8 protein-coding genes and 3 tRNA genes are annotated in these 13,285 nt (G+C 47.0%); 8 read left to right on the forward strand and 3 right to left on the reverse strand.

Features of this window, described 5'->3' with window-relative positions:
* Positions 1-57 precede the first annotated feature (57 nt).
* Positions 58-264 (forward strand): hypothetical protein, encoded by a 207-nt coding sequence (locus ACTTJ8_RS00900; protein WP_442720070.1) that lies wholly within the window; start codon positions 58-60, stop codon positions 262-264.
* Positions 265-762: 498 nt separating this feature from the next.
* On the opposite strand, the gene ACTTJ8_RS00905 is transcribed toward ACTTJ8_RS00900, so the two are convergent.
* The gene (locus tag ACTTJ8_RS00905; RefSeq protein ID WP_442720071.1) at positions 763-2,271 is read right to left on the reverse strand and encodes a small ribosomal subunit Rsm22 family protein; all 1,509 of its coding nucleotides are present in this window, start codon (positions 2,269-2,271) and stop codon (positions 763-765) included.
* A 470-nt stretch (positions 2,272-2,741) separates the two neighbouring features.
* Between ACTTJ8_RS00905 and ACTTJ8_RS00910 the strand changes: the two genes are divergently transcribed.
* Entirely contained in the window at positions 2,742-4,880 is a 2,139-nt protein-coding gene (locus tag ACTTJ8_RS00910) for a methyl-accepting chemotaxis protein (protein WP_442720072.1), read from the forward strand.
* A 149-nt stretch (positions 4,881-5,029) separates the two neighbouring features.
* A complete protein-coding gene (locus ACTTJ8_RS00915; protein ID WP_442720073.1) occupies positions 5,030-6,802 on the forward strand; it encodes a KHG/KDPG aldolase/sugar kinase fusion protein in 1,773 nt (590 codons plus the stop codon).
* A 259-nt stretch (positions 6,803-7,061) separates the two neighbouring features.
* On the opposite strand, the gene ACTTJ8_RS00920 is transcribed toward ACTTJ8_RS00915, so the two are convergent.
* A tRNA-Cys gene (locus ACTTJ8_RS00920) sits at positions 7,062-7,133 on the reverse strand.
* A gap of 320 nt (positions 7,134-7,453) precedes the next feature.
* Between ACTTJ8_RS00920 and ACTTJ8_RS00925 the strand changes: the two genes are divergently transcribed.
* From ACTTJ8_RS00925 to ACTTJ8_RS00945, 5 genes are all read left to right on the forward strand, one after another.
* A tRNA-Gln gene (locus tag ACTTJ8_RS00925) sits at positions 7,454-7,524 on the forward strand.
* Between the two features lie 70 nt (positions 7,525-7,594).
* Positions 7,595-7,666, forward strand: a tRNA-Glu gene (locus ACTTJ8_RS00930).
* Between the two features lie 93 nt (positions 7,667-7,759).
* Positions 7,760-9,511: a phosphoenolpyruvate--protein phosphotransferase gene (gene ptsP / locus ACTTJ8_RS00935; protein ID WP_442720074.1), complete on the forward strand. Its 1,752-nt coding sequence runs from the start codon at positions 7,760-7,762 to the stop codon at positions 9,509-9,511.
* 96 nt (positions 9,512-9,607) lie between these two features.
* The gene (locus ACTTJ8_RS00940; protein WP_442715198.1) at positions 9,608-11,035 is read left to right on the forward strand and encodes a nicotinate phosphoribosyltransferase; all 1,428 of its coding nucleotides are present in this window, start codon (positions 9,608-9,610) and stop codon (positions 11,033-11,035) included.
* Positions 11,036-11,062: 27 nt separating this feature from the next.
* Positions 11,063-12,232 (forward strand): MFS transporter, encoded by a 1,170-nt coding sequence (locus ACTTJ8_RS00945; RefSeq protein WP_442715199.1) that lies wholly within the window; start codon positions 11,063-11,065, stop codon positions 12,230-12,232.
* Here the strand turns inward: ACTTJ8_RS00945 and ACTTJ8_RS00950 are convergent.
* A complete protein-coding gene (locus ACTTJ8_RS00950) occupies positions 12,221-13,285 on the reverse strand; it encodes a DUF7954 domain-containing protein (RefSeq protein WP_442720075.1) in 1,065 nt (354 codons plus the stop codon). The genes ACTTJ8_RS00945 and ACTTJ8_RS00950 overlap by 12 nt on opposite strands.

The following is a 13,285-nucleotide window of genomic DNA, read 5'->3' on the forward strand; positions in this document are numbered from 1 at the left end:
GATGATGCGACGCAGTAGATGCGCCATATATTTTCAAAAGAGAGGAGGTAATAAACATTGTTAATAGCCGAATATGACTATGACACGGATATTGCAATACAGAGAGAAGAAGCAGGTAAAATAGCCTTTGCCAGAGGAATATCTCAAGGTTCTCTGCAAAAAGCACTCGAAACAGCACGGCTGATGCGTCAACGAGCTTATCCGGTAGCAGAAATTTGCCTAATGACAGGTCTTTCCCAAGCGGAAGTCGAAGCGCTAAACTGATGGGTAGTGGCTAATGTTAATGGGCAATTAAGGCAAGTACCCGTTGACTCCACATTACCAATTGGTAAAAAGGAGTTGTAGTATGAAACGAAGATTCGCTTTGATAAGGATTTTTGTAGTAAAACATTCGGTATCAGTTACGCTTTGCTGCAAACCGACTGGAGGAACTGCTTCGATAATGCAGGTTATGCACGCTACTGGAGGAACTTTAGAATAGCCGGAACCGATTTTTGTTGTTCACAATGGGGGCGGCAGAATTTTCCGCGCTATGAAGAAAAGTTAGCGGCATGGCTGGAGAGCCTTGCGGATAAGTAACTGCTCCTCTCCTTATCCGGCGCAACCGGCTCTCTACTTCTTGTGTATATCTTCCGCCTGTAATTCCTCCATAAGATAGTCATTGTTCATACAACACATATCGGAAATGCCGTCTTTCATCACTGTATATGTTACCGAATGATGGAATTTTTGTAAGGCTGCATCTAAACTGATATGCGTCCCTTATTCCAGCGGTACCAGCACGGCGTGTGTCTTTTTATCGCGGCGGCTGATCTGTATGGCTGCTTCCGGTACCATAAGCAGCGTGCCGGACACTGCTGCATTGAGTACGGAATCCTTGTGTGCTGGGGTGGTAAGCAGGAGAAAGCCTTTTTCCGAACACGCATATCTGCCGAGGGTTTGCGGTGCCGGTATGATAATATCTGAACAAATGCGCACCGGTATGCCGCTTTGCTGCTGTGTGCTTTGCTGCTGTGTGCTTTGCTGCTGTGCAGTCCTCCTTTCTGCTGCCCCGAAAGCCGGCAGCGGGTATTGCGCATCGGATGCAGGCTGCGTGTTTGCCGAGCCTGAGAGCGCCGCCGGATTCCGCCCGGCATCCTTATCCGCTGAACAAAAGATAAAGCTCAAACTTGCCCGCGCTTTTCCCAGATGAGCAGCTTCGGAAAGTTTGAGCAGGTTCTGAGGGGAATCGTCTGTTTCAAAGGTAAAATGACACCATTTATGCGCTGCAATCGGTACGCCGGCAGCACGCTCCCGTGTATCTCTATTGGGAAAACAGCAGAGCTGACCGTGAGGACAGGGTTGCACAGCTGCAAAGCCTTCCTGCAAGAGTTCTGCCCGTACAAGACTTAAAAACTCTCCGGCGAGCGGTATACCCGGTTCAATGAGTAGGACAGCACCCTGCGGCTGCAAATAACGCATAAGAAGCTCCCGTGTTTTATCTGCCTGCTCATCAAGCGAGAGGGGGCTATTCCAAAACACTTCATTAAACATATTCGCTTCAGTTACTAAGGAGAGCTTTTCGTTTAGCGGTGCACCGAATGCGCCGCATACCTTTTTAATCCGCCACGGGGTCTCCGCAGTACCGGTTCTTTTCCCGGTTTTCCCCGTATACGCACAAAGAGCTAAGAAGAGTTCTTCCCCAAAGCTCAGCGCTTTATGCGAAATGTCCACGCAATACCATGTCAGCTCTTTAGTCCGCAGCTCCGGTTTTGCAATCCAAAGCGCACAGATGAATGTAAGCGGGCCGGAACCGAAATCCGCAGCATAGTCACCATTTTTGAGCGGCAGTTCAATATTGTTGAGCAGCTTAACCAACCGTACCAAGTTCCACCATACATAGTAATGTGTGTATGCGGAAAGTTTAACCGGGTTATTCAGATAATGCGTTTTTCTACTACTGCGCTCGTCGGTTAATTCGTGGAAGAGCGCTTGAATATGCTGCGGCAGCTGTTGTTTTTTCTGCGAATCAAGCGGTAATACCTGCGCTAAGATGTCGGGAAAATGGTCTAAAATATTTTTAGCTTCGGCAGCGAGCGGAGAAAACACCGGTGTGCCGAACCGGTATGCAATATTCCGCTTACCTGTATGCCGGACAGGCGGCGGCACTGCTGCCGATGCGGTATGGTTGCGTGTTTTTTCTTTGCGGGATTGGCTCTCATCCCTGCCTGCGGCGCGCGGCTTTGCAGGCTGTTTAACAAATTTTTCGTAAAAAGGTGTGTGATTACTCATTATCCGGCTATTATACGGAAAAAGCTTCCTTTTGCAAATCGCCTGCATTCCGTGCGAGGATTTAATACCCCGCCGCTTGCGTCAGGGTTGCTTATTCCGTGCGAAGTGTTACACAAAATGCCGCATCGGTTGTTTGCCCCCGCGTTAGGGATAGAAGCGGTATCCTTTTTCTTGCTGATACGAATCGGCTGCAGCCTTCGACGTGAGGAGAAGCGCTGCGTGTGTTGACAGTAGCAATAAAAAGATACAAGCGGATAGCCCGGCCTGTCTTGGACAGTATCTGCCCGGCTGGAGCAGATGCTGGCTGAGACGGGAAACGCCCATTATCATCAGCAAATGAAATGCAGAACACCGGAAGATAAACCTCTTTGCGGGTTAATCGTGCGGGTTGATTTTAACCTTGTAAGCACAGCAAAACTATAGTAAAATATCTCTAACGCTAGGATATATAACATTATAGGGGTTTTGACATGATAACAAATAAGGCTGATAAGCAGCTGCAAGAACGGGGCGAGGGAGGAAAACGCCGATCTAGTATCGGAATGCGGCTGCGAATTATTCTGATTGGCATTTTTGTGTTTTCTTTTGGGCTTATTCTTGCGGTGGTGCATATACGGGTGAATAAAACCGTTGCAGCAGAAGAAATAGAAAATATCAAAACGATTGCGCGCGGGAAAGCGGACGAGATTGGTGAGTGGCTTGCGGGAACGAATAATATGCTAAAGGCGTATGCGGAAACGGATGAGATGAAGTCTGATGACTGGAATATTATTCAGCCGCTGCTGATTAAGGCGTATAACAGAATGGCTGACACCCGGTATCTTTTTTTAGCGTATGTAAAAGCGGGCGGAGAAGGCTGGACATCGAAGGGAAAGTATTTGGATGCCCGTCCGCTGCCGTATTTTAAGCCGATTATCTATGAAAATCAGGATCACTACATTACGAATCCTTTTGTGGGGGCGACTACCAATGCAGCGCTGATTATTATTGGGCATGGTATACACGATGCGGCAGGAAAAAATCAAGGGATTATGATTGCCGGGGTTGACGGTACGTCGATTTCCGGCATTGCGGAAAAAATAAATATCGGCGGCAGCGGATATGGGGTCATTGTGGATAATGCCGGGGTTTTTGTTGCGCATCCTGATGTTGAACAAGTGATGAAGCTGAATATTAAGGAGCTGGACAAGCAGGGCTTTACCGGTATGACTGCGATTGGCAATGATATGATTAATGGGGTTGAAAACATACGCACCTTTACCAAGCAGGGGGAAAAGTATTTTATGGTATATAGCCCTATTCCGCACTCGCCGCAATGGACGCTTGGCATTATTATTCCTGCCACGTATGCAAATAGGCTCACCGGTATGGTGATAAAAAATCTGATGCCCTATCTTATTGCATTGATGCTGTTTATTATTGTAGTGAGTTTACTTATTCCGGCGAAGATGTCCCGAACGCTTAAGCAAACATCCGGTATGCTGCGGGAGATTGCTCAAGGAGATGGTGATTTAACGGTGTCGCTGCCGGTACAGGGAAATGATGAGCTGACCGATATTGCCGATTACTTTAATCAGACGATTCAAAAAATTGCGCATGCAGTACAGTCGGTTGGAAATAGTACGGCGGTAATGAAGGCGGTAGGACAGGATATGACGCAAAATGTGGATAAATCCGTTACGGCGGTAACGCATATTGCAGCAGCAATCGAAGAGGTACGGACACAAAGCGCTCAACAGTATACCCGTGTGAACGAGACAGCTGCCGCTATTGAAGAGATAAGCTCAGCAATCAATACGCTTGATGCCGATATTAAAAAGCAGTCGGCGGAGATTTCTGATGCGGCGGCTTCGATAGACCAAATGGCTGAACATAGTAAATCGGTAACGGAAACGGTTGCGAAGAACAAAAACTTTATTGAACAACTGGCGGCAAAATCTACACAGACGCGGAGTTCCGCTGCGGGTATTGCCAAGGTTACGCAGGCAATGAGTACGGAGTCCGAAAGCTTATTGGAAGCAAGCGATGTTATTCAGCATATTGCGGCGCAGACGAATTTATTGGCAATGAATGCGGCAATAGAAGCGGCTCATGCCGGGGAAGCGGGAAAGGGGTTTGCCGTTGTTGCTGATGAAATTAGGAAACTTTCGGAAGACTCTGCGATGCAAGGAAAAAATATTACCGCAGCGCTGAAAAACTTAAAGCAGAAAATTGATACAATCGCTGTAGATTCTGTTGCGGTAGAACATATTTTTGAAGAAGCCTTTTCATTAACCGATACGGTGCTGCAAAAACAAGATGGAATTATGCAGGCAATGACGGCGCAGAATACAAATAGCGCACGGATGCTGCAAAATATTGCAACAATCAAGGCAATTACTGCTGAAGTTTCAGAAGGTTCAAGCGGTATGATGCATTTGAGCAGTAAAGCAGCGGAAGTTTTAGCCTCTTTGAGTGAGATTACCAATACTATTGATACTGCAATGAATCGGATGAATGCGAATGCCGGAGAGATTTCCACTGCTATGCAGGAAGTAAACAGCATCAGCCTCCGTAACCAAGACACGATTGAACTGCTGGTTCGGGAGGTAGGTAAGTTTAAGGTGTAAGAGGAGGAATTTACGGCTGCCTACTTATTTTATCCCGTCAGATAAGAGCATCGAATTACCCGGCGATTAAAACATATCATCCTTACGGTTTATTTTTTAATACTGTTGCATAATGCGAGTATCTAGGTAAACTATATTTAGGAGAATATATGATAATAATTGAACAACTGGAAAAAATAAAATTGATACCGGTTGCGGTACTGGATAATGCGGCGGATGCTGAGCCGGTTGCAAAGGCGCTGATAGACGGAGGGCTTCCCTGTGCGGAAGTAACCTTCAGAACAGATGCTGCCGCAGAAGCTATCCGCAAGATGCGCACAGCATTCCCTGATATGTTGGTGGGAGCCGGTACAGTGCTGACGGTTGAACAAGCTGAACGCGCCGCAGCAGCCGGTGCCCAATTTATTGTCAGTCCGGGGTTTAATCCCAAAGTGGTGGAGTTTTGTCTTGAGCGGAAACTGCCGATAGTTCCCGGTGTATCTTCTCCGACAGAGATAGAGGCGGCGCTTGCGTACAGCTTAACCGTGCTTAAATTCTTCCCAGCTGAAGCGCTTGGCGGCTTACCGATGATCAAAGCGCTGTCAGCACCTTACCGGTCAGTACGCTTTATTCCCACCGGCGGCATTAACGGACAAAATCTGCTCCAGTATCTCAAGCATCCGGCAATTCTTGCCTGCGGCGGAAGCTGGATGCTTCCCAAAGAGCTTATCACCGCACATGATTTTACACAGATAACCGCATTGACCGCCGCTGCTGCGAAAAAAATCCGCGCATTGCAGCATACAGACAGCTGCGCTCAGACAACGCCGCAAAACCCCGCAACGGGAGAGGAGCCTGAGGCGGCTGCCCACCGTACACAAGCAGCAAAAAAAACCGCCGCTCCGGTTTCTTACCCTGAACATCCCCGCGTTGTAACCTTTGGAGAAATTATGCTCAGGCTTGCACCGCCGGGATATACCCGCTTTGTGCAGACGGAAACATTTGGAGCTACCTACGGCGGTGCCGAAGCGAATGTTGCTGTTTCGCTTGCAAACTACGGGATTGATGCATCCTTTGTAACCAAGCTCCCTGCACATGAAATCGGACAAGCGGCAGTAAATGCGCTGCGCCGTTTCGGTGTGCATACCGGACATATTGCCCGCGGGGGCAGCCGGATTGGTATTTATTATCTGGAAAAAGGAGCGTCCCAGCGTCCGTCAAAAGTGATTTATGACCGGCTGCCCTCATCAATTTCCGAAGCAGAGCCGGCGGATTTCTGCTGGGACGAAATATTCAAAGGGGCTTCATGGTTCCACTTTACCGGCATTACCCCAGCGCTGAGCGCTAAAACGGCGCAGCTGTGCCGGGAAGCGTGTGCGGCTGCCAAAGCACGCGGGCTGACAGTCTCGTGCGATCTTAACTACCGCAAAAAGCTGTGGTCAAAAGAAAAAGCCCGGGAAGTAATGCAGGAACTCTGCGGATATGTCGATGTATGTATTGCAAATGAAGAAGATGCAGCCGATGTATTCGGTATTGTATCTCACAATACGGATATACATTCCGGCAAACTCAACCGGGAAGGCTACGAAGAAGTCGCCGCAGCTCTAACCCAGCGTTTTGGCTTTAGAACGGTAGCCATCACCTTACGGGAGTCTCTTTCTGCAAGCGATAACAACTGGTCTGCGCTGCTGTACGAAAACGGTACTGCTTATTATAGTAACAAATATGCTGTCCGGATTGTTGACCGGGTAGGCGGCGGCGACAGCTTTGGAGCGGGGCTTATTTATGCCGCGCTCAAGGGCTATGCACCGCAGGATCGGATAGAGTTTGCAACGGCAGCATCTTGTTTAAAGCATTCAATCGAAGGAGACTTTAACGCGGTTTCGGTCGATGAGGTAAAGCTGCTTGCCAATGGTAATGCTTCAGGACGGGTTCAGCGCTAATGAAAGCATAGAAGCACGTCTCAACCGGTCTGCAATCAGAATAAGTAGGATGCTCATGGAGTATAAAACGTTATTTCTATTCCTCTAACCGGTATTTTTCAGAAATCAACACCCCCGACGCCAAGTGTCAGAGGTGTTGTGCGCATAAGGTGGTTGCAGCCGCCCTCACACAGCATCAAGAAAATGAAAATTCAGACGGAACTTTAGAAAAAGATATGAACTGATAAAAGCCGGATATTCAGAAGTTTAAAAAGAAAACAGGCGCCGATCAGAATCGAACTGATGAATGAAGGTTTTGCAGACCTCTCCCTTACCACTTGGGCACGGCGCCGATAAACAATAAAAATACTATAGCAAAAAAAAATATTTTATGCAAGAGGGTATTTTTTGTTACAACAAGAGCACAAAACCCGCTTGCAAAAAACAATGGCGGCTTCTTTACTGGAAGAGAATAGACCTATTCGATAACTGCGTTTTCGAATAGGTCGACGAGTTCTCAATCGCGCAAATAGCACGATTTAGAACATCGCATTTCAAGGTAGCCTGTTCAGAAACGGAAGTTTCCGAACAGGGTTAATATCTTTCGTGCTCTTGCCGTTCATTGGCTTGACACATCTGATAATTTTATGCTATTATATTATCCATCAGCATTCCCCGGTTGTGTAATGGTAGCACCGCAGATTCTGGTTCTGCTTGTGGGGGTTCGAATCCTCCCTGGGGAATAGTTCAGAAAGCGCTAAAAAGAGGTATTTTTAGCGCTTTCCTGTTAGTAGATCAACCTACATCGCTTTTGGTCCCTTCGTCTATCGGTTAGGACATGAGATTCTCAATCTTAAAAGACGGGTTCGATTCCCGTAGGGACCGCTTTTTCTGCTTTCTTTTTTTAATATATCCTTAATATCTGTATGTGTCCTCTATCATATATGCAAAATCTCTTATTTTATCTATAATGCTTTTATGAAGCGATTTACTGGTTTATCCGCTTGCAAAGGTACAGCTGCGGGCATTATTGCATGTATTCCTGATACGGCGGCACAAGCAATACCGGTCTATGCGATCGACTCTGCTGATATTCAAGCGGAGAAAGACCGGCTCAAAAAAGCCCTGACGGCAGCGCAGACGCAGCTGTCTTTAGCTCTGACCGAACAGCTGACAACGGATATCCGTGCAGAATCTCCTGAACAGACTATTTTAGAAACACACCGGGTGATGCTGGTCGATGCGGTCTTTATAGAAAGTGTCTATACAGAAATTACAGAATCAATGATGAATGCGGAGTATGTATTAAAACGCAAACTTGATGAGCTGATCATCGCTATGACAGCTTCCGGCGATACCTACCTTTCTGAACGGGCTATTGATATTCGTGATGCCTATGAACCGGTTTTTGCATATTTAACTTCGCAACAGCAACAAACACAATCCCGATTTGGCGGCATCATGCCCGGCGCTATACTTGCAGCACAAATATTGAAACCATCAGAAGCCCTCGAAATCAAACGACTTGCACCGCGGGGAATTGTTATAGAAGAAGGCGGGGTTACCAGCCATATTGCCATTATGGCACGGGCATGGAATATCCCGATGCTGGTTGCTGTTTCGGGATTGATGCAAGCTGTGCAGGATGGTATGTATGCAGTTCTGGATGCAACACAGCAGCTGCTCATATTGGAACCCGATGAGCAAACACAAATCCGTATACAAAATAGAGAGGATGCCCCGGTTTCCTGCCCGGCGCAAAGTTATGAGAGCGTATACACAGCAGACGGAGTTCCGGTGCGGATTAGTGCAAATATCGCCTTTCCCGAAGATATTGAAGACTCCCTAGTGCAACAGAGCGCCGGTATCGGACTCTTTCGTTCGGAATTTCTGTTTTTAGGTAAAGCCCTTCTGCCGAGTGAAGAAGAGCAGTACACAGCCTATTGTACGGTATTAAAGGAGATGGGAACAAAGCCCGTACTCATCCGTACCTTTGATGCCGGCGCCGATAAAATGCTGGAAGAACAGAGAACTCTTTCGGAACGGAATGCATTACTGGGGTGGCGAGCCATCCGCTATTGTTTAGACCGTCCCACGATTTTTAAAACACAGCTGCGGGCACTGCTGCGGGCTGGGTGTACCGGAAATCTGCATATTCTCCTCCCCATGATTTCCTGCAAGAAAGAAATAAGCGCAGTGCAGGCGCTTATCAAAGAGCTTGAGCTGGAATGCGAACAACAGCATATCCCGTACAAGAAAGATATTCCGCTTGGTATTATGGTTGAAGTTCCTTCCGCTGCGATTGCTGCGGAGCTGTATGCACCGGCTGTTGACTTTTTTTCTATTGGAACGAATGACCTTATTCAATACACGGTGGCAGTAGATAGGGAAAATCAAACCGTTGCACATTTAGCAGACTGCTTTCACCCGGCAGTACTGCGGCTCATACGGCACGTAATAGAAGCAACGCCGCTATTACGCCATACCGGCAATTCGCACGGCAGCTTTGTGTCTATGTGCGGTGAAATGGCATCCGATGCGGATGCTGTTCCGCTTTTGCTGGGTATGGGCTTACGCAGTTTCAGTATGAGTCCGCAAAAGATACCGGAGATTGCCCAGCGGATTGCCGCAATCAGACTCTCTGATGCCGAAGCCTTATACCATGCAGCGTGCAGCTTAGACTGCCCGGAAGAAATCCGGCAACTGGTACGGACGCGATTTCCGCTGTAAATTACACTAGAAGGTAATCAAGGCATCTCTAAAAACAGAAGTTTTTAGAGGTACAATTAGCATATAAGCATAATTATACACAAAGGAAGAAAAACAATGATAACCAATGCGCTTTTTTTAGACCTCTACGAACTAACGATGGCTCAAGGGTATTTTAAACGGCAAAATAATAGACCCTGTGTGTTTGACATGTTTTTTAGACGGAATCCGTTTAAGGGCGGCTATGCAGTGCTTGCCGGAGTGGAACCGCTCTTAGAAGCTGTCCAAGCATTCCATTTTGAAGAGTCCGATATTGCCTATCTTGCAAGTCTGAATCTTTTTGATGATGATTTTTTGAACTATCTCAAGGGATTTCGGTTTTCAGGATCAATATGGGCAATGGATGAAGGCAGTTTGATTTTCTCATCAGAGCCGATTCTCCGTATTGAAGCCCCGATTATCGAAGCATTATTGCTGGAAGGGCTCATTCTTAATACCATCAATTTTCAGAGTTTGATAGCAACGAAAACAGCCCGTATATGGTTAGCTTCCGGCAAATCTTCCATTATGGAATTCGGACTCAGGCGAGCGCAGGGACCGGACGGTGCAATGAGCGCAACCCGGGCATCTATTATCGGAGGAGCTGCCGGTACAAGCAATGCACTGGCGGGAAAACTCTATAATATACCGGTTATGGGCACGATGGCTCACGCATGGGTTATGTCCTTTCCAAGCGAAGAAGAAGCATTTGAACAGTATGCTGCTATCTATCCGGATAAATCAGTATTTTTAATTGACACCTATGATACGCTCGGCTCCGGCATTGAGGCAGCGATAAAGGTTGGAAAAAAGCTGCAAGCCAAGGGAAAGAACTTTGGGGTAAGGCTGGATTCCGGAGATATGCAGTACTTGAGCACTGAAGTCCGAAAGCGGCTGGATGCGGCAGGCTTACCGGAGGCAAAAATTTCTATTTCCAATGAATTAACCGAAGAGATCATCGAATCGCTGATTTTAAACAAGGCGCCGATTGATTCATGGGGTGTTGGAACACACATGGTAACCGGCGGACAGGAAGCCTCTTTCACCGGTGTGTATAAGCTGGCAGCACACAAGACTGATGACGGAACATGGCAACCGGTAATGAAAATTTCGGACAATCCTGCAAAAATCACCAATCCGGGAATCAAGCAGGTATGGCGGCTGTGTGATGAAGACGGCTTTTTTAAGGCGGATATTATCGGGCTTCATGATGAAAAAATAACAACAGGCTCTACAATTACCTATTACCATCCCTTAAATGATTATCAAAGTTTTTCGTTTAAGGCGGCAAAAGCTGAGGAGCTGCTGCATCTAAAAATCAACAAGGGGGTATACGCCGGCACAAAAGAGACCTTGCAGGATATGCATCAACGGACGGCGCAGCAGTTGGAATGCCTGCATCCTACATCCCGCCGCCTGCTCAATCCTCACATCTACAAGGTATCGCTTACCCATACCTTATCCAACATGAAGCAGAAGCTGCTGCATACATTGCGGAATGCTTAAAGCCGCCGGAACGAATAAGCAGCAGTTATGAGTATTATATTGAGACGGGGACTGCCCTATTTTCTGTTATTTGCGATTTATGCGATCGTCAATAGCTACTTGCCGCTTACACTGCGGGCGCTGAGCTTTTCCGCTTCGGATATTGGGATATTGCTGGGAGTAATGGAAGTTGTGGGGAGTCTTGTTCCTTTTCTTATTACCCCGTATCTTGATAAAACCGGGCGGTACGGCATAGTGATGGCGCTATTGGGGATTGATGTTGCGCTGCTTTTATTACCGGTGTACCGGTTTCATTCTTTTCTAATTACTGCGGTTTGCCTCGCGCTGTTTTCTGTGGGGTATAAGGGCTTTGTACCGGTGTTGGACGGTTTTACCGCGAAGGAGCTCGGATCAAATAATACCCAATATGGGAAAATACGGGCGATCGGGTCTGTAGGTTTTGTTTGTCTCAACCTCTTTCTGCAATTTACTCCGTTTATTTCAGGCAAACACCCGCTTTCGGTTATCCTTACTATTAGTTGTACAGCCCTGCTCCTTGTTGTTATGCTCCCGCTTACCCCTGGTTTACGCCGGACGGTACGTACTGCGCCGCCGGAGCGGGATTCAGAAGCAGAACATACAGCCGGAGCAGCAGAATATGTTGAAAAAGAATTGAAAGCAGTTTCCTTCCCTCGTCCATTTTGGGAATGTCTGCTGCTGATGTTTCTCGGCTTTATCGGACTTGTGCCCAGCCAGCGCTTCTTTTCGCTCTATGTTGAAGAATACCTCAATATTGATGCATCTGCGGGGCTATGGGCGCTATCGGCAATGACGGAAATTCCTATTATGATTATCTCCGGCACATTGATGCAGCGGTTTAGGAAGAAACAGTTGATCATTGTCTGTTTAGTCAGCATGGTAATCCGGAATATCTGCTACATTATTATACCCGGCATAAGCGGAGCTATTATCGGGCAGCTTTTACAGTCAATCAGTTTCGGATTGTTTTACCCGCTGGGTGTTTTGCTCTGCGCTGCACATAGCCGGGGGAGAACCGCTACCGCGATGACGTTTTTTACCGCAGCAAACGGTATCGCGAACGTCATCGGCAGTATGACCGGCGGCTACATTATCGATTATGCCGGTTATCCCGTCCTCTTTCTGGTCTTTAGTATATTCCCGCTCATTGGAATCGGCTTGAGTGTTCTATGGGAATAAACGGTCAAAATATGCTTGCTCCGCATGGTATGCAGAACTTTCCACGGTAAGACTGATCACCGTAATAGTGCCGTTTTTATTTTTGATGCAGCGCTTTATATCCTTGCTGACTTTTTTGGATTCAACATCATATACCGACTGCGTAAGCGTAAACGTATCAGCTGTGCCGGTGATAACGGTATACGGCAGCAATACCTTTGCATATTGACTTGAACCTGTCAGTATGCGGATCAACTGTTCCGTTTGGGTTAAGGAGCTGCTGTTTTCCGGCGGGGGCAGCGCTATTGAGCTGACCGTTAAAAAAGCGGTATTTCCGCATAAAAACGAATTATCTGCTATTTTTTTCCACTGGCTATCCAACAAAAGGGGAATACCGGAGACAGAAACCGTTTCTTTTTGTGCTTTTTTATCAGCTTTGAAAGCAGCGGCAGCTGTTTTTGGTTCTGCTGGAGAATATCCGTAGAAGGAGGCTTCTGAGCTGCCTTGGATGGTTCCAATCTCCGTTAATTCTAAAATGAGTTCTTTTTTAGCGCCTGTCATTGATGTAAGATGGAATAGCGGCACAAAAGATTGAAACCGTAAATCAACAGCCCCGCCGAATTCTTCTATATGCGCCTGTACCGCCGCAGCGCCGTAGACTTCATCCTTAGGACGCGGAAACGTCCCTACTTCATATAATTTAGGAAGAAGCGTCATCAAATAATTAACGGCAAAAGTGTCATCCGGTGTAATCGGTGAAATAATTTGCTGCCCGGTTAGGCTAAGCTTTGTCCCCTCCGCTGTACCGCTGAAAAGAATTGAGACAGTACTGTTCTTATCCGGTGTATGGATAAATGTCCCATACGTTTCATCATCATAGTATAAAAACCCAATCCATGTTGGACTTTTCCATGAATAATCGCGATAGATAACATAATCCCCGGAAAACGTTCCCTGAGCAGCTTGCGTTAACGGCTTTTGCGCAGCAAAGAGAAACGGAGCTGCAATAACAGCAACGCCATACCACAAAATCGGCATAATGCCCCTTTTGGTGAGTATATGGTAAAAATTCAT

The organism is Treponema sp., from assembly GCF_052169735.1.
Lineage (GTDB): Bacteria > Spirochaetota > Spirochaetia > Treponematales > Treponemataceae > Treponema.